The sequence below is a fragment of the Microbulbifer mixtoriginis (SeqCode) genome (assembly GCF_052467705.1).
The window spans coordinates 4,502,995-4,526,740 of sequence record NZ_CP174322.1 but is presented as its reverse complement, the minus strand read 5'-3'; the positions used below and the strand labels follow the sequence as shown (position 1 = coordinate 4,526,740).

7 protein-coding genes are annotated in these 23,746 nt (G+C 49.5%); 6 read left to right on the top strand and 1 reads right to left on the bottom strand.

Translation table 11 applies throughout. The features are described from left to right. Positions 1–147: 147 nt before the first annotated feature. The 3 genes from ACJJIB_RS19685 to ACJJIB_RS19675 all read left to right on the top strand — a co-directional run bounded on the left by ACJJIB_RS19685 (position 148) and on the right by ACJJIB_RS19675 (position 10,696). The gene (locus ACJJIB_RS19685) at positions 148–4,161 is read left to right on the top strand and encodes a fibronectin type III domain-containing protein (protein WP_444887289.1); all 4,014 of its coding nucleotides are present in this window, start codon (positions 148–150) and stop codon (positions 4,159–4,161) included. 187 nt (positions 4,162–4,348) lie between these two features. Continuing rightward, positions 4,349–10,396, top strand: a complete 6,048-nt coding sequence (locus ACJJIB_RS19680; protein ID WP_444887288.1) for a toxin TcdB middle/N-terminal domain-containing protein — start codon at positions 4,349–4,351, stop codon at positions 10,394–10,396. A 3-nt stretch (positions 10,397–10,399) separates the two neighbouring features. Beyond that, entirely contained in the window at positions 10,400–10,696 is a 297-nt protein-coding gene (locus ACJJIB_RS19675) for a MafI2 family immunity protein (protein WP_444887287.1), read from the top strand. Between the two features lie 689 nt (positions 10,697–11,385). On the opposite strand, the gene ACJJIB_RS19670 is transcribed toward ACJJIB_RS19675, so the two are convergent. After that, positions 11,386–11,469, bottom strand: coding sequence for an ABC transporter permease (locus ACJJIB_RS19670; RefSeq protein WP_444888950.1), 84 nt, complete (start codon positions 11,467–11,469; stop codon positions 11,386–11,388). A gap of 540 nt (positions 11,470–12,009) precedes the next feature. On the opposite strand from ACJJIB_RS19670, the gene ACJJIB_RS19665 reads away from it, so the two are divergent. The 3 genes from ACJJIB_RS19665 (at position 12,010) to ACJJIB_RS19655 (ending at position 23,598) form a co-directional block, all read left to right on the top strand. Further along, entirely contained in the window at positions 12,010–16,665 is a 4,656-nt protein-coding gene (locus ACJJIB_RS19665) for a fibronectin type III domain-containing protein (protein ID WP_444887286.1), read from the top strand. A 187-nt stretch (positions 16,666–16,852) separates the two neighbouring features. Then, positions 16,853–23,254 carry a toxin TcdB middle/N-terminal domain-containing protein gene (locus ACJJIB_RS19660; protein WP_444887285.1) on the top strand — a complete coding sequence of 2,134 codons (6,402 nt, stop codon included), beginning with the start codon at positions 16,853–16,855 and terminating at the stop codon, positions 23,252–23,254. Next, the gene (locus tag ACJJIB_RS19655) at positions 23,251–23,598 is read left to right on the top strand and encodes a hypothetical protein (protein WP_444887284.1); all 348 of its coding nucleotides are present in this window, start codon (positions 23,251–23,253) and stop codon (positions 23,596–23,598) included. Before ACJJIB_RS19660 ends, ACJJIB_RS19655 begins: the two co-directional genes overlap by 4 nt. The last annotated feature ends 148 nt before the right edge of the window (positions 23,599–23,746 follow it).

The window sequence follows — 23,746 nt, the reverse complement described above, 5'->3', positions numbered from 1 at the left end:
AGTTCTACGGCCAGTCGTTATGAGCTTGAGCGCAGTATAAATGGGGGTTCTTGGAGTAGAATTTATAATTCATCTGGCACCCAGTTTAATGAAACTGGTAAATCCAATGGAAGCTACCGATATCGCGTAAGAGCCTGTACATCCAATATGTGCAGTGATTATAAAACCGGTGGGACCCTCAAAGTAGAGAAAACGCCATCAACCCCATCTTCTCTCACTGTTCCCAGTTATACCTCCTCTAGCAGCGTTAACATCAGCTGGGCTGCCAGCAGCACAGCTACACGGTATGAACTGCAACAGAGCAGGGATAACGGCAGTTGGTCAGGCGTTTACTCAGGCCCTGCAACCAGTAAAACTGATTCCTTCTTGGTTCATGGCAGTACCTATCGATACAGAGTACGCGCCTGTAATACCACGTGCTCTAGCTATGTGGAAAGTGGCAACTTGCAAGTTTATATTCGCCCAGGCGAACCGTCGCCAAAATTAAATCCGGGCACCAGCCTCGATGGTAAATATGAGCTTAGTTGGGACGCTGAGCAGTTTGCCACCAGCTACCAGGTTGTAGATGGCAATGGCTCCTCTGTTTACAATGGTTCTGACCTGAGCAAGAGTTTTACTGACATTAGCAATGGTACCTACAGCTACAAGGTGCGCGCTTGTAATGTTAAAGGCACCTGCTCCGTTTACTCTTCACCGGTCAGCGTTATAGTGGATCGTATTGTTGGTATACCTGTGCTGTCTGCAGCGCCCACTAGTAGCTGGGATGGCAAAGTAAAATTAAGCTGGACAGAAATTAATAAAGGCGGTCTTACCGTTGAATATCAAGTGGTAGACAGTGCCAATAAGCAGCTTTATCGCGGCACTGCACGCAGCTACCAGCTGAGTAACTTGCAAGACGGGCGCCACTGCTACCGGGTGCGTGCACTGACCTCAACAGATCAGTCCAACTATTCACCGGAAGCCTGCGCCACCGTAGCGTTGCTGAAGCCACCCGTAGCACCTAGTTATATCACCGTACCTTCCTCTACTGGCGAAGCGTATACCGTAAGCTGGCCATCAGTTGCCGAAACTGATAGTTATCTGCTGCAGCAACGTATTAATAATGGCAGCTGGAAAACCGTGTATAACGGTGCTGGCAACAGCTATAAATACAATGCCTCTCCATTAGTATTCGGTACGCACGATTATCGTGTACAGGCCGCGAACAAAGCGGGCTCTTCCGACTTTAGTAATACCTTCACGGTAACGATGGAGCTGGATCCCACGGTACAGATTCGCAAGCAGCTGTACTACAATGAAGCCGATCAGGTACCTGCGGCCCAGGAAAATCCTGCCCAGGGTATTTTCTCCCGGGATAGAGCCGCCTTCCGCTACCTGGACCTGATGTATATCGTTGATACCAACACCAATACGGTGATCAACCCCTATGCCAGTGGTGAAGCCACGGTTGAGTTTTCCAGCCTGTATGACACTGCCGAGCGTAACCGTGCCACAGATGTGGAAGCGTTTATTTTTGAGCAGCTCACTCATCATCCCAACAATGAAAACCTGCAACGTTTCACGCTGGATGTTTACTACGATCGCGCGGTAGCGGAAATGATCCTGGCCAATGAAGCCCTGGATAATGCCCGTATTAGCCGCCTGCGTAACGAAGCGGTAGAGGTCGAAGTTGGCCATATAGAAACTGCACACCAGTTGTTGAAGGATGCCCTGGAGCAGTACAACTCCCTGCTGACCTATGCACCGGAGTTTTTAGCACAATGGGGTCCCTCCCGTGGTCAAATTAGCCCCCGCTACTACGACCCCAACGACCTGGCACAAAAAGATGTAACCCCAGCAGAATTACTGTTCACCGGTTACAAAGATGTCACCATGCTCTATCAGCTGATGAGCAAATTGGCTTCTACTAAAGTGCAGCAAGCGCGTCTGGCCGTCGTTGCCGGACAGACCAATACCACCCTGCTGGCACAAATGGTTGACGAGATGAATACGCTGCGCAGTGAGTTGATTGCTAAAGAGCAATCATTGCGTGCGATCTTCCCGAATACCGACTTCACCCAGGTGCAAGGTTTCTCTGGTCTGCCCGAAGCGGTGTATGCATGGCAAACCCATCTCAGCGATTTGGAAAACTCCGTGAGCTGGCTCACGGGCGAAACCAACATTCTGGGCCTGCCGCAGGACTCAGTGTTGCTGGTACAGGGTTACGGTATTGATGGCAACACCGTGTTTGATTCCTTCAATGCACTGAGTGACTTCCTCGGTAATGACAGCAGTGGCCCTATTGCCACCGCACAGAATAGTCTCGCCGCCGCAAGAACCAGCTACGAGAACTACCGCCACAGTGCCGACAAGCTGGCCACGGAATATACCGACCGCCACCAGCAGTTGGGTAACTGGCTGTACAGCCTGTTGGGCCTGGATTTTCCGAGTAACTGCTTTAGCAAAGATTGCATTATTGTTGAAGAGTCTGCACAGCAGGGTAGTGAAATTGCCTTGCAGGCAAACAATATTGAGCTTGCGCAAATTGCACTGAGCAATAACTTGCAGCGCATGGATGACCTGCTGAGTGCGATTGAAATCGAAATCGAGCGACGTGCGGAGGAAGAAGGTATCGTCGACGGCATGTCGAAGATCATCCTGGATTACGGCTCCAAGCAGGAATCCATTTCTAAGCAAATCACCAAAATTCGTAAAGAAGCGGAGAAATCCAGAAAACGCGATGGTTTCCTGAAAGTAATAGGCGGTGCAATCAAAGCATTCTACCTAAAGGATTCAGGCCTGTTGGAGCAAGGTATTGATCAGGTGGTTTCTAGTCATATCAATCTCAGAAGTATTAAAGAAATTGGTAAGCTGGAAGCAATGAGCATTCGCTTGGGCGCTGAAGAGCGAGCTGAACTGAATGACAGCAGCAATAAATTGTTGGATGTCGAAAGCCGAGCGCGCGTGCGTACCATGTGGCTGGAAGCAAATACCATCGCGCTGGATATTGCCCAAGCGGAAGCTACGGTTGAGCAAGAAGTTGAACGTTTAGTCGGCATGCTGAATCAGGCACAGCGGGTTATGAACCAGATGTTCACTACTAATGCTAATCTGGCCGAACGTTATTTTGCTGACCCGATCCATGCCAGCCGCCTGACTACGGAAATGTTGCGTGCGGAACGTCACTTTGAAGAAGCGCAGAAGTGGTTGTTCTATGCGGCCAGTGCACTGGAATACAAGTGGCAGGAATCATTTGTGGGTTCAGTGACTGGTTCTAGAAAGGAAGATATCTTCCGATTACGCAATGCGCAGGAGCTTAGAGATTTCTATAGTGAAATGCTGGCTTTTGATCAGTTAGGCAGCCTTAACGGGACTCAGCAGGCGACGGATACCTTCTCGCTGAAAGATGATGTGTTTGGTTATGTAGATGATATCAACGGTATTGCACAGACCTACGTCCATCCGGATCCTGCTCAACAAGGTGGTCCGCGCTTAAGCCCGCAGCAAGCTTTGCAGGAAAAGCTGCGCCTGTTGTCGCGTAAATATGGCAGTGATACCTGGGTAACCGTGGAATTTAGTACTGTGAAAGAATTACCGCGCAGTAACTTCTTCCTGGGGCCGGTTATTGCGGGTAATGGAGATCTTGCCTGCTTGGCAGCCGGCGGTAATTACCTGGATAAAATCGAAACTGTAGGACTTAATATTCCTCTGCTACACAGCGTCAGTGGTGAAACAGAAACTCCGGCCTACCTAACTTATGGTGGTACCAGCTTCTTGCGCAGTAAAACGCCGGGAACCCTGGTGGAAAATGGGGACAGTGTTGGTATTCAGGATGAATTTATCACCCATACACCTCGATTCTGGGATACTACTGATAGAACTAATCTGGCCTTCCGCAGTAGCTACCGTGTATCTATGACTGCGAACTTGGATGCGTTTAATAGTGGCACAGGTTCCAGCTCTTCAATGACTAGCGTCTTTAAAGAGCGCAGTGTCGCCGCTACTGGCTGGCGCTTGTCAATTAAATTGGCAGATCGCTTTGGTTCGCTGGTGGATCTCAACGCGGTTAAAGATGTTGAGCTGATCTTTAACCATCGTTTCAAATCGAGAAATATAGATACCTGTGATGACGATGGCGATACTGGCCCATTGTTACTACTGCGCGAGCCGGTAGTCCACTAACTCTCTTTTTTAATGCCTAATAATTAGAGTATTAATTCGGCAACCCAGCAGTAATCATACTGCTGGGTTGCCGTCTTTATTGAAGATTATTTTTTACAGCATGACTCACGCTGGAGTCTATCGATAAAAACTACGAGTCTTTAAAGTGTTTTTTGAGGAAACACTGATTTTAAAAACAAGGATGCTTATGCTGCGCAATTTATTGCTTTCTTGCTGCATGGTTGTGTCATCTACGGCTGCTGTTGCCGCCAATGAACACACCGCTTTGCAAGCGCCCGTTCTCAATCTGCCGACAGGCCCGGGCAGTATCTCCGGGCTCGGTGAGGCTTTCACCCCTAATTTAAATACCGGCACCAGTTCACGTCTAGTGAACTTGGCTGTGCCCCCTGGGCGTAATGGACTGGCTCCGGATGTATCACTGGAATACAACAGCGGGTTTGGTAACGGGCTATTAGGACTGGGGCATAAACTGGTTATTCCCTATATCCAGCGTCAAACCGACAAGGGCCTGCCTAATTATTCAGAGTGGGGCCAGACTGATCGGCAGGATAATGACCGCGATGGTCGCACCGACGAGTTTGATGAGTTTGATACGTTTATCAATCACCTGGGCGAAGAATTAGTTCTAGTCGAAGACGGTGTTTATCGCACCAAAAATGCCAGTGATTTTGCTCGCTACGAGCGCCTGTCGAAGGGTTGGCTGGTGACACAGTCCAACGGTCTGCGTTGGTATTTGGGGCAAGACTCTAATAGCCGAGTCAGTGGCAACAACGGCACATCGGTATTCTCCTGGTATCTAGAGGCGGTAGAAGATACCCATGGCAATCGTATCGACTATCAATATCGCAAGTTGGATGATGGCGTTCAGATTTATCTGGACAGGATTCAATATAATACGAATGGCGATATGGCGGTGCAGTTTCACTATGAAGACCGCCCTGACGTCCTAACAAATTATAAAGCGGGTTTTGAGATTAAAACCGCTTATCGCTTGCAGCGCGTGGAAACACAATTTGCCGGGCGCCACTTACGTAAATACGAATTTTCCTATCAGCCGCTAACGGAATGGCAAAGCCTCTCATTGTTACAGGAAGTCCATTCCAGTGCAGGCGAGGGCGAATCTACGGTAACCCTGCCACCAGTGCGCTATGGCTACACCCACTACCAGCAGGATCAGGTGTTTATGTCACCGATGCCGGCTGCGAGTCAGGTACCACTGAATAACCCCGATGTCGCCTTCTTGGATATTAACCGGGATGGTTTGCCAGATGTTGTTAATACGGCACCGAATAAAGACGTTTACTGGCTTAATTTAGGTCCTGATAAAGATGGCCTGCCGCAATGGCAGAGTTATCGTGAAATGAATACTTTCACTACCAGCCGTATTTCCAGTGACTCGGTCACCTGGGCTGATATTGATGGCGCTGGTGATGTGAATCTATTGCAGTATAGCTCTGGTAGTACCCATTACTTTCATCTTGATGATAACTATAGTTGGCAGTATAGCGGTGCTATAGATGGACTCTATATTCCTCTCGATAGTCCCCATGTGGATATGCTGGACATCAACAATGACAAACGTATCGATGTCTTTGCGACGATAACCAATAGCAGCGGTAAGGTTTTATCCCATGTGGTGCAGCTGAACCACCCCGATGGTTGGTCACAGCCTATTCAATTGCCGATGCCCACAGGCACCGCAGCTATGCGTTTGGGTGATCCCAATGTCTTTCTCCGGGATATGAACGGAGATGGTCTGCCTGATCTGGTTTGGGTCAGCAATGGCTACGCGGCTTACTACGCTAACCGTGGCCTGCAGGGTTTTGCTCCCGCAGTAGTGTTTGCCAATAGTCCCGATACGTTACACAACCTCAAGAATGTTCGTGTTACTGATATCAATGCCGACGGCCGTGCGGATCTAATTTACCTCAATGGCACTCAGGTATCGCTATGGTTGAACCAGGGCCTGGATACCAAGCAACATCAGCTGGCAAAGTTTAGTCAGCCACAATTAATTCAAGCTCAGGGAAATGTATCCGCCGAAGAAGTGCGCCTGGTCGATATTAATGGTAACGGCTCTACGGATATTGTTTGGTACAGCCCCGGTCGCGGTGCTAATACTTTTTATTTCGCAGAGCTATTCCCCAATGAGCAACCGAATCAGCTAAAAACGATCGACAATGGCCTGGGTGCATTGACGACCCTGGAGTACGGCTCTGTTGTCGAGGAGATGGTGAGAGACCGCGAGGGTAACAGCCCCTGGTCGCAGGGTATCCCTGTGGCAATGCAGGTACTTAAGCGCGTTGTTGTGGATGATGGCCGCGGTGGTGAACAGCAAACCACCGAGATGGATTACTGGGACGGCTTTTACGATGCTGCCGATAAAGAATTCCAGGGCTTTGCACACAGTGAAGAGCGCCGCGTGGGCGATGCCAGTACCCCGACACTGGCAACCCGCTACGAATTCCACCTGGGCCAAAAAGCCGATGGCACCGAACAGGAAGCCCTACAGGGCAAGATCAAACAAATAGAAACCCGCGATGCCTTCGGCGGAATTTTCTGGCGCGAGGAAAATCAGTGGGAGTTGCGCCAACTGCTGTCTGGTTATGCCGAGGAAAGCCGCAAAGTCGAGTTTGCGGCTATGACCGAACGCCAGCAGCATATGCTGGAGCGGGGCAGTGGTACCCCCGTGACCCTTGCCTGGGAGTATGACTACGATAATTACGGCAATACCACTTATATCAAAGAGCTGGGCCGTACCGATGGCAACTGGCAGGATGAGCGTATTACCCAATTGCGCTTCAGTGCGGAATCCGCCTCTGCACAGGGCCACTGGCTCCTGCACCTACCGCTAGAGCGCAAGGTTACCGACCTATCGGGCCGCGCTGTGGCCAAAGAGCAGTGGTTCTACGATGATGAAAGTTTCTCCGCTGGTAATTTAGGCGCGGTCTCCAAGGGCAACCTGACCCTGCGTCGACTCTGGCACGATGCTGAGAGTGCAGATGCCTATGTTGCCGCAGAGCGCCACCGCTACGATGCCTTCGGCAACCGCATCCAAAGTTATGACCCCCTGTGGGATGCCAACACAGGCCACCAAACCAAAGTCACTTACGACTCGCAATATCACACCTTCCCAACAGAAGTGGGTTTGCATACCGGCAGCCGCTGGCTCACCGCTCGTGCGGGTTATGACAAGGGCCTCGGTGTACTTACCGACTACACCGACTTTAACGGGCAGCAGACTCAATATGGTTACGATAGCCATGGACGCCTCACCGCCATGGCCAAGCCAGGGGACAGCCTGCAACTCCCCACGGTCGAGTACGATTACCAACTGGCGCAGATGGTAGATGGTCACCGTATCAGCTGGGTAGAGACTCGCCAGCGCGAGCGGAGTGGTGCTAGCGGTACCATCGACAGCCGCCGTTTTTACGACGGTCTGGGCCGCACCCTGATGGTGCGCAGTGAAGCCGAGCAACCGGGACAGGTTGTGGTCAGCGATCACAGTAACTTTAATGCGCGCGGCCAGGTAGTGCAGACCGCACTGCCTTACTTTGCCCAGGGGCTCGCCTATCGCGCTAATGATAAAGGTCAGCACCACCGACAATATCTTTACGACGCCCAAGGGCGTACCCAGGAGGTTTATCAGCCCTATACCGCGCAAAGTGGGGAAAGTGTCTTCAATCGCATCACCTATTTGCCCATGGCACAGGTGCTGGAAGATGAAGAGCAAACTCGTGCGAACAGTGTTCACCATGGCGCCGCCAAAAAACTGGTGTTTGATGGCCTGCAAACGGCGCAGGGTGAATACCGCCTGAGGCAAGTGGATGAAATTGTTGGAGCCAATACCCAGGGCGGCATCGGTGGTGCCACCTGGTCCACCTATTACGACTACGACCTCAATAATAATTTTACCCGCCTGCAGGATGCACAAAATAATGTGCGCACCATGCACTACGACGACCTGGGGCGCATGCGCTTCTTGGACGACCCCAACCGCGGACAGCGCTGGCAGTACTTTGACGATGCCGGCAACCTACTGGCCACCCGCGATGCCCTGGGGCAGGAGCGGCACTATCGCTACGATGGCGCCAACCGCCTCTTTGCCGAGTATCAATTATCACCGCGAGGAGAAGCTCCCAGCGGCGCAAATTGGCAACCGGGCTTGCAGCTGGGCTCTACTTCACCGGTAGTCAGCTACCAGTACGACCAGCGCGGCGAAGAGGGCGGTGCCTTCCTGCTTGGGCGCCTGGCCAAAGTGATCGACCAAGCCGGCTTTGAACAGTGGAGTTATGACGCGCGCGGCAGAGTCGTACAGCGCCAGCGCAAGATCACCGGCCCACAAATTGACAGCCCTCTCTACACCACGCGCTTCGCCTATGACAGCGCCGGGCGTATGACACAGCAGTTCTACCCCGACAATAGCCGGGTGAACTTCGAATATAACGCCCGCGGCCTGCTCGAGCGCATCCCGGGAGTGGTGGAGCGTCTGGACTATACCGCCAATGGTGTTTTACAACACCAAGGGTTGGCCAATGGTGTTGAAACTGATTGGGGCTTTGACGAGCGCCAGCGACTGGCCGGCTTGCGCACCCAGCGCAGCGGGGACGCCCTGCCACTGCAACAGTGGGATTACCGTTTTGATGCCGTCTCCAATGTACTCGGTATCGATGATAAACGCCCCAGCGACGCCCTCGCCGCAATGGCTGCCGAACTCGGCGCAACCAGTGCCCAGGCAGCCTCCCTGGCAAAAAATATTGTCTACAGCTACGACGATGTTTATCGCCTGACCGGCGTTGCCGACGATATCGAGCAGGTTTATTACAGCTACGACAAAATCGGCAACCTGCTGCAAGTGGGCCGCGCGAGTGTCGATCTGGCAGATATGGCCACCGCTGGAAATACCCAGATCACAGATCTGCGTTACGGCGGCAGCCATGACAATGGCAACACTGGCGCCTCCAACCGCAGCAGCCGTGGCAGCCTGCCCGGCCCCCAAGCGTTGAGCTGGGCCCAAGGCCTGATTGAATACGATGACAACGGTAATCGTACGCAAGCCGGTGACCAGACCTACCACTGGGACCACGACCAGCGCCTGACTTACGCCGGTAATCAGCAAGCCGCTGACCAGTACGGTTATGACTTTAAACACCAGCGCCGCTTTAAAATCACCGAACGTGCAGGCGGAGCCCGCAGCGTCACCCTGTATATCGACGGAGATAGTGAAGTACGTGATGGCAAATTACTGAAGTACATCAGTGTTGGTCAGAAACGTATTGCCCGCAGTGACCAGAGTGGGGAAGTGTTCACGCCGACTGAGTATTACCTGCATACCCATATAGGTTCTACCGACCTGACCCTGGATAAGGCTGGCAAGATCGTTAATGCCTTTACCTATAAGTCTTACGGCGAGCTGGAAAATGTCTTCGGCGATAGTACCGCAGCACCTTACCGCTATGCGGGTAAAGAGTTGGATAAGTCTACAGGGTTAGGCTACTTCGAACGACGTTACCTGCAGTCTGATTTTGGTACCTTTATCAGCCCGGATCCGGTGCTAAACCACTCGGGACGTTTTACGGATCCACAGCGTTGGACACCTTATCGTTATGCGCGGAATAACCCGATTAATTATGTGGATCCGAATGGTCTTATAGAGACACGCTTTGATATTCGGATGAAGCATAGAGACGAAAAGTATTTGTCTGGTGAAATAACTGAACAACAATATAAAGAAGAGATTCAGGCTGAGGCTGAAGGGGCTATTGTCGGCCTAATGATGATATCCCCAGTTGATGAGGTTGCTATTGGGGCAGCGGTACTTAGTCGGGCTGCAATGGGAGTCTTTAAGGGGGCTGCAAACCTAGTTAAGGGTGCTGTGAGCTGGGTTAAGGCAACTAAAGCTGCGAAGACTACACTTCAATTTGCTGAGAAAGTTAGTGCGCAAAAGCAAATGAGGCATATAAAAGGAACAGCACCTGAGAATAAAAGTTATTTGGATTCTCTTGAGGATGCACAAAAAGTTCTTGATAACTTAAATTCTGGGAATTACAAGCTTATAGGTGAAAACGTCAAGCAAAGTACGGTTACAATCAAAGTTGATAATGTAACAGGAAGGTATGTAAATGTTGGAAATCCAAATGGTCTGCCTGATGTGAATGTGAGAACTAACGTTTTTATGATTCAGTCATTGAAGTCTCCCAAAATAGTCCCTGTTAATCCAAACAAAGGCCTTTAGATAATGAAAATAGATCGGTCAAATTTATTGTTGTCGGCTCAGAGGGCGCTATTATTTAATATAAGCTCTGCTATGCGTTTTATATCTATTGAAGTCAGTTTAGATAATAAGTTGAAAGTTTTGGCGTATGTTCAAAGAGAATTGAATGAGGATGAGCTTGATATGATATATTCGGCTGCTGGCGAGATTTGTGGGGACTTTGTTGAGCTTGAAGATAGCGATGTAGAAGTAAGAATTTCAAGTTCTAATTATGAAAATGTGAAAAGCTTAAAATTTCTTGTGTTTGCAAGGGCGGAATGATATTTGGTTGTATTTATATTTTAAGTTTGCAAGGATGCTAATTCTTTAAAGAAAATCTAGGCTTTATGTGGGAATACCGTATTAGCTGAAAAAAGCCCGTGTCGCGGGCTTTTTTTGGGTTTCTTATAGGGGTTAGTATGCTGTAAATTACTTCTATGTTATTTCAAATGATATTGGTATTGTTGGAAATGGTAGGTGAAGTTTTTTGTTTGGTTTGAAGGTTTGTGTATGAGCTAGCCAGTTTTTATGGGAGTTTTTACTAGGTCTGGGGCGATTTATGTCAAATATAGATCCCCTGAGGCTAGAATTTAACCTCTCTTCGTGAGTGAGAGGTGTGTCGCTTTTTTCTAGGAAAGACCTATTTATGGGTTGGGTTAAAATAATTTGTGTTTGGCCCATATATAGTCAGTTCATGGGCTCTGTGAGTTGCTATATATGATCCAGTTTAAATCGAAAATTTGTGCTCTAATAGTTTTTATTGTATTTATTTTTGTAAGGCGTGAAATTTATTTTGGGGATGTAAGCATATACTTATAGTAATTATAAGGGCGGTCAATGTGATTTCTAGGCTAACTATTCAATACGGGCCCTTTCGCCATCATCAAACAAATGCTTCGCACATAGCGCAATCGCTACAAAAGCACCAAGCCCAGTACCCGCAGAATCGTAAACATAATTAAGATCTGATATTACACCGCAATAGTGGGCGCTGTGCCGGCTAGTATCTGTCCAGTCATCATGCTAGATAGAAAGACAAACCCTGCTGCAGACAGCGAATTAATTGTTGGTGATAATTATTCCGCACGTATGAAACCCTTGCGGAATTCAATGCTGGTTTTGTTCTAGTTTTTGCGTCGAGTCTTTTGCTGAGCTGCTAGTGAGGTTTTGCGTTTTTGTAAAATTATCTGGTTTCAAAGTATGCTGAGATGCTGTTGGAGGATTTTTATATTTTTACTTTCTCTTTTCGCTTGGTGGTTGGTACGCATTAAGTGTTTTTATCTAGTTTGATTGTTGTGGTTGGATGGGTTGTGACTCCGGTGGGGTTTTTTGTGGTTTTGAATGGAGTGTAGTTGTTGATGATAGGCTGCGTTTCCCAATAAAATTCCATGCTATTTTTTGGGGTTGGATTTATAGTAAATATTTTTCTGAAAATGGATATAAGTAAACTTAGGGAGGAAAGTCATCTGCGGTTCTGTTGTATAAAGGATGGTCTTAAGCTTTTTTTGCTGCTCGTGGTGATTTTTTAATTGTTGTGAGTTGTCAAGGCTTTTTGGCTTTATGTCTATGTGAATCATAGTTATTTGGTTTTTAAAATGTTGACTCTTGTTCGTAACTTTTTTGTGCTGCAGGTTTTAAGTGCCAGTGCTATTGCTTATGGGTCTGCCTTGAGCGGGCCGAGCACAGATACTGATGGGAAATATTCCTTGTCATATAAGTCTGTAGCGCCACTTGGGATAATGGGTGTATATCTAAAAGAGTATAAAAATGGAACTTTTACTCGGAATATTTCATTAGACTATGGGTTTTCCAGTTCAAACTCTACTAAATCTGTAACCGTTTCTTCTGCCGGTAAATACTTTTATGAGTATTGGCATGAACACTGTACTCCAGATATTATCTCCCCTGATGATTGGGAAGATAAAGTTACATCTTGCCCTGCTTCCCGATTCAATAGGGTTAAGTTAGGCACTCATACCGTTAACGTTATATTTCAACCAGCAGCGCCCTCCAGTATCAATTACGGCACTTTCGATAGTGATGGGGCTTACAAGGTTAGCTGGTCTTCCAGTACTGGTGCAGGCCGGTATGAGCTCTACCGTAGGGTAAATAGTGGCTCCTGGAGCAGGGTTTATAACGGTTCTAAAACTAGCTTTGATGAAAGTGGCCGCTCTAGTGGTAACTACCAATATCGTGTACGAGCCTGTAACACCGCAAAGAATTTATGTGGTGCTTATAAGAACGGCGGAACCATAAAGGTAGAGCTGACTCCATCAACCCCAACCTCTATCACTGTTCCCAGTTATACCTCCTCTAGCAGCGTTAGCATCAGCTGGGCTGCCAGCAGCGGGGCTACTCGCTACGAGGTACAACAGCGCAAGGATAACGGCAATTGGTCCGGCAATATTTATTCTGGTTCATCTACCAGTACAACGGTTTCCTCCCTGAGCCATGGTAGTACTTACCGCTTTAGAGTGCGGGCCTGTAATAGCACTTGCTCTGGCTATCGAGAAAGTAAAGATTTAGAAGTCTATTTCCGTCCTGGCGTACCAACACCTAAATTAAATACCACCACCAGCCTCGATGGTAAATATACTGTCAGCTGGAATACCAAGCAGTTTGCCACCAGTTATCAGTTGGTCGATGGCAGTGGCTCCACTCTGTACAATGATTCTGGTTTAAGTAAGAGTTTCTCTGGTGTTAGCAATGGCTCTTATAGCTATAAGGTTCGCGCTTGTAATGCCAAGGGCACTTGCTCCAACTACTCCTCGTTAGTAACGGTTAAAGTCGATCGCGCTGTTGGTGTGCCCGTAGCCTCAGCTTCGCCAACCAACAGCTGGGATGGCAAGGTCAAGCTTAGCTGGAGCGAAGTTAAAAAAGGCGGTCTTACCGTTGAATATCAAGTGGTAGACAGTGCAAATAAGCAGCTTTATCGCGGCACTGCACGCAGCTACCAGCTGAGTAACTTGCAAGACGGGCGCCACTGCTACCGGGTGCGTGCACTGACCTCAACAGATCAGTCCAACTATTCACCGGAAGCCTGCGCCACCGTAGCGTTGCTGAAGCCACCCGTAGCACCTAGTTATATCACCGTACCTTCCTCTACTGGCGAAGCGTATACCGTAAGCTGGCCATCAGTTGCCGAAACTGATAGTTATCTGCTGCAGCAACGTATGAATAATGGCAGCTGGAAAACCGTGTATAACGGTACTGGTAATAGCTATAAATACAATGCCTCTCCATTAGTATTCGGTACGCACGATTATCGTGTACAGGCCGTGAACAAAGCGGGCTCTTCCGACTTTAGTAATACCTTCACGGTAACGATGGAGCTGGATCCCACGGTACAGATTCGCAAGCAGCTGTACTACAACGAAGCCGATCAGGTACCTGCGGCCCAGGAAAATCCTGCCCAGGGTATTTTCTCCCGGGATAGAGCGGCCTTCCGCTACCTGGACCTGATGTATATCGTTGATACCAACACCAATACGGTGATTAACCCTTATGCGAGTGGTGAAGCCACGGTTGAGTTTTCCAGCCTGTATGACACTGCCGAGCGTAACCGTGCCACAGATGTGGAAGCGTTTATTTTTGAGCAGCTCACTCATCATCCCAACAATGAAAACCTGCAACGTTTCACGCTGGATGTTTACTACGATCGCGCGGTAGCGGAAATGATCCTGGCTAATGAAGCCCTGGATAATGCCCGTATTAGCCGCCTGCGTAACGAAGCGGTAGAGGTCGAAGTTGGCCATATAGAAACTGCACACCAGTTGCTGAAGGATGCCCTGGAGCAGTACAACTCCCTGCTGACCTATGCACCGGAGTTTTTAGCACAATGGGGTCCCTCCCGTGGTCAAATTAGCCCCCGCTACTACGACCCCAACGACCTGGCACAAAAAGATGTAACCCCAGCAGAATTACTGTTCACCGGTTACAAAGATGTCACCATGCTCTATCAGCTGATGAGCAAATTGGCTTCTACTAAAGTGCAGCAAGCGCGTCTGGCCGTCGTTGCCGGACAGACCAATACCACCCTGCTGGCACAAATGGTTGACGAGATGAATACGCTGCGCAGTGAGTTGATTGCTAAAGAGCAATCATTGCGTGCGATCTTCCCGAATACCGACTTCACCCAGGTGCAAGGTTTCTCTGGTCTGCCCGAAGCGGTGTATGCATGGCAAACCCATCTCAGCGATTTGGAAAACTCCGTGAGCTGGCTCACGGGCGAAACCAACATTCTGGGCCTGCCGCAGGACTCAGTGTTGCTGGTACAGGGTTACGGTATTGATGGCAACACCGTGTTTGATTCCTTCAATGCACTGAGTGACTTCCTCGGTAATGACAGCAGTGGCCCTATTGCCACCGCACAGAATAGTCTCGCCGCCGCAAAAACCAGCTACGAGAACTACCGCCACAGTGCCGACAAGCTGGCCACGGAATATACCGACCGCCACCAGCAGTTGGGCAACTGGCTGTACAGCCTGTTGGGCCTGGAGTTTCCGAGCAACTGCTTTGCCGAGGACTGTGTGATTGTCACGGAGGATGCGCAGAACGGTAGTGAAATTTCTCTGCAGGCGAACAATATCGATATTGCGGAAATTGCACTGAGCAACAACCTGCAGCGTATGGAAGACCTGCTGAGTGCGATTGAAATCGAAATCGAGCGACGTGCGGAGGAAGAGGGTATCGTCGACGGCATGTCGAAGATCATCCTGGATTACGGCTCTAAGCAGGTTTCAATTAAGCAGCAGATTGCCAAAATTCGCAAAAAGGCGGAACAGTCTAGAAAGCGGGGTAGCCTGTTTAAAGGGATTGTGAAGTCGGTAGCAGCTATCGTGAGTCAAAACTGGGCTCAACTAGCGCAAACGGTAAAAGAAACCGCAGAAACCGTTGCTGAGCACAACCGCAATATAAAAACGATTAAAGATATTGGTAAATTGGAGGCAGAGAGCGCCCGCCTAGCGGCGGAAGAACGCGCGACCTTAAACGACAGCTCAAATAGACTACTGGGTGTGGAGAGTAAGGCTCGCGTGCGCACTATGTGGCTGGAAGCAAATACCATCGCGCTGGATATTGCCCAAGCGGAAGCTACGGTTGAGCAAGAAGTTGAACGTTTAGTCGGCATGCTGAATCAGGCACAGCGGGTTATGAACCAGATGTTCACTACTAATGCCAATCTGGCTGAGCGTTATTTTGCCGACCCGATCCATGCCAGCCGCCTGACGACTGAAGTACTGCGTGCGGAGCGTTACTTTGAAGAAGCACAGAAGTGGTTGTTCTACGCGGCCAGTGCACTGGAATACAAGTGGCAGGAATCTTTTGTGGGTTCAGTCACTGGCTTCAGAAAGGAAAGTATTTTCCGTTTGCGCAATGCGCAGGAGCTTAGAGATTTCTATAGTGAGCTTTTGGCTTTCGATCAACTCCATAAGCTTGGAAGTATAGAGCAGGCGACGGACACCTTCTCTCTGAAGGATGATGTGTTTGGCTATGTAGATGATATCAACGGTATTGCACAGACCTACGTCCATCCGGATCCTGCTCAACAAGGCGGTCCGCGCTTAAGCCCGCAGCAAGCTTTGCAGGAAAAGCTGCGCCTGTTGTCGCGTAAATACGGCAGTGATACCTGGGTAACCGTGGAATTTAGTACTGTGAAAGAATTACCGCGCAGTAACTTCTTCCTGGGGCCGGTTATTGCCGACAACGGCGATTTGTCTTGCTTGGCAACTGGCGGTAATTACCTGGATAAAATTGAAACCGTTGGGCTTAATATCCCCCTTGCATATAGTGTTAGTGGTGAAACAGAAACGCCTGCATTTTTGACTTACGGAGGTACCAGCTTCTTGCGCAGCAAAACGCCGGGAACCCTGGTAGAAAATACGGAGGGTATTGGTATTCAGGACGAATTTATTACTCATAGTACTCGATTCTGGGATACCGTTGAGGGAACTGGTCTGGCGTTCCGAAATAGCTACCGTGTCTCTATGTCTGCAAACTTGGATGTGTTTAATAGTGGTACTGGTTCAAATTCCACGATTACCAGCGCGTTTAAAGAACGCAGTGTCGCCGCCACTGGCTGGCGCTTGTCACTCAAGCTGGCAGATCGGTATGGCTCATTGGTAGATCTCAATGCGGTTAAGGATGTTGAGTTGATCTTTAACCATCGTTTCAAACCGAGAAATGTTGATAGCTGTGGTGGCGACGATGGCACTGGTCCATTGTTACTACTGCGCGAGCCGGTAGTCCACTAACTCTCTTTTTTAATGCCTAATAATTAGAGTATTAATTCGGCAACCCAGCAGTAATCATACTGCTGGGTTGCCGTCTTTATTGAAGATTATTTTTTACAGCATGACTCACGCTGGAGTCTATCGATAAAAACTACGAGTCTTTAAAGTGTTTTTTGAGGAAACACTGATTTTAAAAACAAGGATGCTTATGCTGCGCAATTTATTGCTTTCTTGCTGCATGGTTGTGTCATCTACGGCTGCTGTTGCCGCCAATGAACACACCGCTTTGCAAGCGCCCGTTCTCAATCTGCCGACAGGCCCGGGCAGTATCTCCGGGCTCGGTGAGGCTTTCACCCCTAATTTAAATACCGGCACCAGTTCACGTCTAGTGAACTTGGCTGTGCCCCCTGGGCGTAATGGACTGGCTCCGGATGTATCACTGGAATACAACAGCGGGTTTGGTAACGGGCTATTAGGACTGGGGCATAAACTGGTTATTCCCTATATCCAGCGTCAAACCGACAAGGGCCTGCCTAATTATTCAGAGTGGGGCCAGACTGATCGGCAGGATAATGACCGCGATGGTCGCACCGACGAGTTTGATGAGTTTGATACGTTTATCAATCACCTGGGCGAAGAATTAGTTCTAGTCGAAGACGGTGTTTATCGCACCAAAAATGCCAGTGATTTTGCTCGCTACGAGCGCCTGTCGAAGGGTTGGCTGGTGACACAGTCCAACGGTCTGCGTTGGTATTTGGGGCAAGACTCTAATAGCCGAGTCAGTGGCAACAACGGCACATCGGTATTCTCCTGGTATCTAGAGGCGGTAGAAGATACCCATGGCAATCGTATCGACTATCAATATCGCAAGTTGGATGATGGCGTTCAGATTTATCTGGACAGGATTCAATATAATACGAATGGCGATATGGCGGTGCAGTTTCACTATGAAGACCGCCCTGACGTCCTAACAAATTATAAAGCGGGTTTTGAGATTAAAACCGCTTATCGCTTGCAGCGCGTGGAAACACAATTTGCCGGGCGCCACTTACGTAAATACGAATTTTCCTATCAGCCGCTAACGGAATGGCAAAGCCTCTCATTGTTACAGGAAGTCCATTCCAGTGCAGGCGAGGGCGAATCTACGGTAACCCTGCCACCAGTGCGCTATGGCTACACCCACTACCAGCAGGATCAGGTGTTTATGTCACCGATGCCGGCTGCGAGTCAGGTACCACTGAATAACCCCGATGTCGCCTTCTTGGATATTAACCGGGATGGTTTGCCAGATGTTGTTAATACGGCACCGAATAAAGACGTTTACTGGCTTAATTTAGGTCCTGATAAAGATGGCCTGCCGCAATGGCAGAGTTATCGTGAAATGAATACTTTCACTACCAGCCGTATTTCCAGTGACTCGGTCACCTGGGCTGATATTGATGGCGCTGGTGATGTGAATCTATTGCAGTATAGCTCTGGTAGTACCCATTACTTTCATCTTGATGATAACTATAGTTGGCAGTATAGCGGTGCTATAGATGGACTCTATATTCCTCTCGATAGTCCCCATGTGGATATGCTGGACATCAACAATGACAAACGTATCGATGTCTTTGCGACGATAACCAATAGCAGCGGTAAGGTTTTATCCCATGTGGTGCAGCTGAACCACCCCGATGGTTGGTCACAGCCTATTCAATTGCCGATGCCCACAGGCACCGCAGCTATGCGTTTGGGTGATCCCAATGTCTTTCTCCGGGATATGAACGGAGATGGTCTGCCTGATCTGGTTTGGGTCAGCAATGGCTACGCGGCTTACTACGCTAACCGTGGCCTGCAGGGTTTTGCTCCCGCAGTAGTGTTTGCCAATAGTCCCGATACGTTACACAACCTCAAGAATGTTCGTGTTACTGATATCAATGCCGACGGCCGTGCGGATCTAATTTACCTCAATGGCACTCAGGTATCGCTATGGTTGAACCAGGGCCTGGATACCAAGCAACATCAGCTGGCAAAGTTTAGTCAGCCACAATTAATTCAAGCTCAGGGAAATGTATCCTCCGAAGAAGTGCGCCTGGTCGATATTAATGGTAACGGCTCTACGGATATTGTTTGGTACAGCCCCGGTCGCGGTGCTAATACTTTTTATTTCGCAGAGCTATTCCCCAATGAGCAACCGAATCAGCTAAAAACGATCGACAATGGCCTGGGTGCATTGACGACCCTGGAGTACGGCTCTGTTGTTGAGGAGATGGTGAGAGACCGCGAGGGTAACAGCCCCTGGTCGCAGGGTATCCCTGTGGCAATGCAGGTACTTAAGCGCGTTGTTGTGGATGATGGCCGCGGTGGTGAACAGCAAACCACCGAGATGGATTACTGGGACGGCTTTTACGATGCTGCCGATAAAGAATTCCAGGGCTTTGCACACAGTGAAGAGCGCCGCGTGGGCGATGCCAGTACCCCGACACTGGCAACCCGCTACGAATTCCACCTGGGCCAAAAAGCCGATGGCACCGAACAGGAAGCCCTACAGGGCAAGATCAAACAAATAGAAACCCGCGATGCCTTCGGCGGAATTTTCTGGCGCGAGGAAAATCAGTGGGAGTTGCGCCAACTGCTGTCTGGTTATGCCGAGGAAAGCCGCAAAGTCGAGTTTGCGGCTATGACCGAACGCCAGCAGCATATGCTGGAGCGGGGCAGTGGTACCCCCGTGACCCTTGCCTGGGAGTATGACTACGATAATTACGGCAATACCACTTATATCAAAGAGCTGGGCCGTACCGATGGCAACTGGCAGGATGAGCGTATTACCCAATTGCGCTTCAGTGCGGAATCCGCCTCTGCACAGGGCCACTGGCTCCTGCACCTACCGCTAGAGCGCAAGGTTACCGACCTATCGGGCCGCGCTGTGGCCAAAGAGCAGTGGTTCTACGATGATGAAAGTTTCTCCGCTGGTAATTTAGGCGCGGTCTCCAAGGGCAACCTGACCCTGCGTCGACTCTGGCACGATGCTGAGAGTGCAGATGCCTATGTTGCCGCAGAGCGCCACCGCTACGATGCCTTCGGCAACCGCATCCAAAGTTATGACCCCCTGTGGGATGCCAACACAGGCCACCAAACCAAAGTCACTTACGACTCGCAATATCACACCTTCCCAACAGAAGTGGGTTTGCATACCGGCAGCCGCTGGCTCACCGCTCGTGCGGGTTATGACAAGGGCCTCGGTGTACTTACCGACTACACCGACTTTAACGGGCAGCAGACTCAATATGGTTACGATAGCCATGGACGCCTCACCGCCATGGCCAAGCCAGGGGACAGCCTGCAACTCCCCACGGTCGAGTACGATTACCAACTGGCGCAGATGGTAGATGGTCACCGTATCAGCTGGGTAGAGACTCGCCAGCGCGAGCGGAGTGGTGCTAGCGGTACCATCGACAGCCGCCGTTTTTACGACGGTCTGGGCCGCACCCTGATGGTGCGCAGTGAAGCCGAGCAACCGGGACAGGTTGTGGTCAGCGATCACAGTAACTTTAATGCGCGCGGCCAGGTAGTGCAGACCGCACTGCCTTACTTTGCCCAGGGGCTCGCCTATCGCGCTAATGATAAAGGTCAGCACCACCGACAATATCTTTACGACGCCCAAGGGCGTACCCAGGAGGTTTATCAGCCCTATACCGCGCAAAGTGGGGAAAGTGTCTTCAATCGCATCACCTATTTGCCCATGGCACAGGTGCTGGAAGATGAAGAGCAAACTCGTGCGAACAGTGTTCACCATGGCGCCGCCAAAAAACTGGTGTTTGATGGCCTGCAAACGGCGCAGGGTGAATACCGCCTGAGGCAAGTGGATGAAATTGTTGGAGCCAATACCCAGGGCGGCATCGGTGGTGCCACCTGGTCCACCTATTACGACTACGACCTCAATAATAATTTTACCCGCCTGCAGGATGCACAAAATAATGTGCGCACCATGCACTACGACGACCTGGGGCGCATGCGCTTCTTGGACGACCCCAACCGCGGACAGCGCTGGCAGTACTTTGACGATGCCGGCAACCTACTGGCCACCCGCGATGCCCTGGGGCAGGAGCGGCACTATCGCTACGATGGCGCCAACCGCCTCTTTGCCGAGTATCAATTATCACCGCGAGGAGAAGCTCCCAGCGGCGCAAATTGGCAACCGGGCTTGCAGCTGGGCTCTACTTCACCGGTAGTCAGCTACCAGTACGACCAGCGCGGCGAAGAGGGCGGTGCCTTCCTGCTTGGGCGCCTGGCCAAAGTGATCGACCAAGCCGGCTTTGAACAGTGGAGTTATGACGCGCGCGGCAGAGTCGTACAGCGCCAGCGCAAGATCACCGGCCCACAAATTGACAGCCCTCTCTACACCACGCGCTTCGCCTATGACAGCGCCGGGCGTATGACACAGCAGTTCTACCCCGACAATAGCCGGGTGAACTTCGAATATAACGCCCGCGGCCTGCTCGAGCGCATCCCGGGAGTGGTGGAGCGTCTGGACTATACCGCCAATGGTGTTTTACAACACCAAGGGTTGGCCAATGGTGTTGAAACTGATTGGGGCTTTGACGAGCGCCAGCGACTGGCCGGCTTGCGCACCCAGCGCAGCGGGGACGCCCTGCCACTGCAACAGTGGGATTACCGTTTTGATGCCGTCTCCAATGTACTCGGTATCGATGATAAACGCCCCAGCGACGCCCTCGCCGCAATGGCTGCCGAACTCGGCGCAACCAGTGCCCAGGCAGCCTCCCTGGCAAAAAATATTGTCTACAGCTACGACGATGTTTATCGCCTGACCGGCGTTGCCGACGATATCGAGCAGGTTTATTACAGCTACGACAAAATCGGCAACCTGCTGCAAGTGGGCCGCGCGAGTGTCGATCTGGCAGATATGGCCACCGCTGGAAATACCCAGATCACAGATCTGCGTTACGGCGGCAGCCATGACAATGGCAACACTGGCGCCTCCAACCGCAGCAGCCGTGGCAGCCTGCCCGGCCCCCAAGCGTTGAGCTGGGCCCAAGGCCTGATTGAATACGATGACAACGGTAATCGTACGCAAGCCGGTGACCAGACCTACCACTGGGACCACGACCAGCGCCTGACTTACGCCGGTAATCAGCAAGCCGCTGACCAGTACGGTTATGACTTTAAACACCAGCGCCGCTTTAAAATCACCGAACGTGCAGGCGGAGCCCGCAGCGTCACCCTGTATATCGACGGAGATAGTGAAGTACGTGATGGCAAATTACTGAAGTACATCAGTGTTGGTCAGAAACGTATTGCCCGCAGTGACCAGAGTGGGGAAGTGTTCACGCCGACTGAGTATTACCTGCATACCCATATAGGTTCTACCGACCTGACCCTGGATAAGGCTGGCAAGATCGTTAATGCCTTTACCTATAAGTCTTACGGCGAGCTGGAAAATGTCTTCGGTGATAGTACCGCAGCACCTTACCGCTATGCGGGTAAAGAGCTGGATAAGTCCACGGGTTTAGGTTACTTCGAACGACGCTACCTGCAGTCTGACTTTGGTACTTTTATTAGCCCGGATCCTTTGCTTAACAATGCTAAGCGTTTTATCGATCCACAGCGTTGGGGGCCTTACCGCTATGTTCGTAATAATCCCATCAATTATGTTGACCCAGATGGTAGAGAGACACTCTTTGCTATACAGCAGGATGCTATGGTTGAAATGCTGGCAAATGACCAGATAACCAAGCAGGAATATAGAGAAGGCATTAGGGCACACGAGCAAAATATTGACTTTATTCCTGTTATTGGAGATATAAAAGGAATTGCTGAAGCAGTAGCCGATCCTACGGCCACAAATATATTGGCTGCTGGTATTGGATTGGTACCTATAGCTGGAGATTTGGCTGCACGTGCTTTAAAGATTTCAAAGACCGCAGGAAAACTTTGTTTTGTAGAAGGAACACTTGTCCATACACAAGATGGTTTGAAACCTATTGAAAAAATAAAAGTTGGAGATCTGGTTGCGTCAAAAGATGACCTTACCGGGGAAATAACTTGGAAACCTGTCGTTGAGTTGTTCCGTAATTATGATAAAGAGATTTTGAGTGTAACTTTGATTGACCATAAAGGTGAGGAAGAGTTATTTGGTGTTACGGGAGATCACCCTTTCTGGGTTGAGGGATTAGGATGGATAAAAGCTGAAGAGCTTCAGGATGGTTATGAAATAGCAAGCATTAATGGTAGTCAGCTCAGTGTTAAGTCAATCGTAGCTGAGAAGCGGCTGTATGACACTTACAACTTTGAGGTTGCTGATTACCATACCTATTTTGTTGGTGAGGCAGGAGCCTGGGTTCATAATGATTGTGGCCATATTCTAAGTAAAAAAGTACAGAAGGCTTTCAAGAAGGATCCTGAGCTAGAAAAAGCTTTTAAAAAATCTCTTGAAAAAGGTTTAGTTGGTGGTAAAGGGCAAGAAGGGATAAAGAAATACAAGGGCGGGAAGTGGACCCATGAGGTAAAATTCTTATCGCAGAAGTATGGTGATGTAAGGGTCTATGGTAATAAGCAGAAAGATGGCACTTTTGAGTGGGTTAAGGTTGGGACGCACAAGGCAAAATGATAAATTTTAAAGAGAAATTACTAAACGAAGCCGATTTGTATCAAGAGGCACATGATGCGCTTATGGATATTGCGAAAAGGCTTAACAATGAGGATGTTGATAAATATAGGGAGATATTTAATGAATATGCTGTGTCTGAAGTTAAAACAGAGTTGGCAAGGATTTCATATTCAAAAAATTTTGAGATCGAAGATTTATTCTACTTTGATCAGGTTTCAGATTTTCACATCTATGTGATGATTTATGTTTACGCGTTTGATGAAGATCATGATAAGGATATGTTGTGTTCTTATACGCTTATGTTTGATGAAAATCTTGAATCTATTGATGATTTTATAGGCTGACTAAGGAGCAGTTTTAAGGTTTGATTCGTTGAAAAGGGCCCCGGTAGATACGTCTTTCGGGGCTTTAATATTATCAATTGTTAGAGGTTTTTAGTTTTTGCGGGACTTGTTCTTTGGGGTTGGTTGCAATGGTTAAAACGTTCTTTTT

Coding starts and splice junctions, on each gene's coding strand:
- ACJJIB_RS19665 (WP_444887286.1), top strand. CDS start 12,010: ATGTTGACTCTTGTTCGTAACTTTTTTGTGCTGCAGGTTTTAAGTGCC.
- ACJJIB_RS19680 (WP_444887288.1), top strand. CDS start 4,349: ATGCTGCGCAATTTATTGCTTTCTTGCTGCATGGTTGTGTCATCTACG.
- ACJJIB_RS19675 (WP_444887287.1), top strand. CDS start 10,400: ATGAAAATAGATCGGTCAAATTTATTGTTGTCGGCTCAGAGGGCGCTA.
- ACJJIB_RS19660 (WP_444887285.1), top strand. CDS start 16,853: ATGCTGCGCAATTTATTGCTTTCTTGCTGCATGGTTGTGTCATCTACG.
- ACJJIB_RS19655 (WP_444887284.1), top strand. CDS start 23,251: ATGATAAATTTTAAAGAGAAATTACTAAACGAAGCCGATTTGTATCAA.
- ACJJIB_RS19685 (WP_444887289.1), top strand. CDS start 148: ATGTGCAGTGATTATAAAACCGGTGGGACCCTCAAAGTAGAGAAAACG.